Source organism: Treponema sp. R6D11, from assembly GCF_054786075.1.
Genome location: NZ_BDHD01000353.1, coordinates 1 through 1,181, shown reverse-complemented (window position 1 = coordinate 1,181; position 1,181 = coordinate 1). Strand labels below are relative to the sequence as shown.

Sequence of the window (1,181 nt, the reverse complement as noted above, 5' to 3'; positions counted from 1 at the left end):
ACGCGCGCTTGTGTTATCGCGCTCCGAAAGCTGCATCCAAAATGTAGTTGCATGGTACTCTTGCGCAAAATCATGAACCGCGCTGGTTTTGCCGTAACCCGCTCCCGCGCAGACCACTACCAGCGGATATTTTACAGCTTCCTCAAAGAGTTGGTTAAGACGAGGACGTTTAAAATGTAAAAATGCGCGCTTATCATCGTACGGAGGCATGTCTTCCATGCAATTATCTCCTGTAAAACCAAAGTTTTGTATTTATTTAGAACTTATAACATTTTTATTTAATTTTGTCAATTATTACTTTTTATGTTAATATACCATTGCCGATAAAACAGCGTCTATCCACTTGTTTGCCTCGGCAAGATGAAGCGACCTTATCGACATAAATTCCATGAGCGATTCACGATATTTACCGGTATAGTACAAAGTCTGCCCCAAATAAAAACGGGCGCGCGCTTCTATGTCTTTTGAGCGCGGCATGGACAAATAATGCTGTAAGCTTATTCTTGCCTCTTCCCATTTAAATGTTACAAAATATTCCGTAATTATCTGAAACAAAGCCGATTCTTCGCCGCCTGTGGGCGCGACTAAATCAACCGAAAAAACACGCGGTCTTTTTAATTTTAAAGGGGCTTTTGAAGGCATTCTTGTACCGCGCAGAATATTCTCTGATGTCGCGCTTAAAGTCACTTGTTCTGGAATCTCAGTCATAAAATAACTTTCGGGGACGGTGTTGCGTAACGTCAGAACCGGCAGGGGAATTGGGCGCAAGTTACTCTCAACCGGCTGTTCACTTGTTACGGAAACAGGAGTTACAGTCGCATTTGTTCCCGGCTTAATTCCCATGTTGCCGCTTGCAATCTCGTCCTCATAAATTACCGCATAATACCATGTAAGTCCCGGCACGGGAACGGGAAAATCAACAAAAGGAGAACCTATTCCCGATTGTACAATTACGGCGTTAAGTAAATCATGAGAACGGGTTATTGGCTGCATACTGCGATACAGAATAGCGTTTCTGTCTTTATCTTCTTTGTCAAAAGTGATAATTATCCTTTCGCCGTCCTGTCTTGCTTTTAAATTGTAAACACCCTGCGCTTTTTCGGCTGCCTCAAGCCTTTCAGCCTCGGCTATAGCCGCAGCTTCTTCCTGAGACTGTAAGGGGTTAAGACTCGCGCTGTTTA

Annotated in this window: 2 protein-coding genes; both read right to left on the bottom strand. The window is 43.5% G+C overall.

What is annotated here, in order from left to right; translation table 11 throughout:
• Positions 1 to 219, bottom strand: a 219-nt coding sequence (locus ACYVTD_RS13060) for a hypothetical protein (RefSeq protein ID WP_461248177.1), incomplete at its 3' end; no start/stop codon positions are given.
• Positions 220 to 306: 87 nt separating this feature from the next.
• Positions 307 to 1,181: tetratricopeptide repeat protein (locus ACYVTD_RS13055; protein ID WP_461248176.1), on the bottom strand; the 875-nt coding region annotated here is incomplete at its 5' end.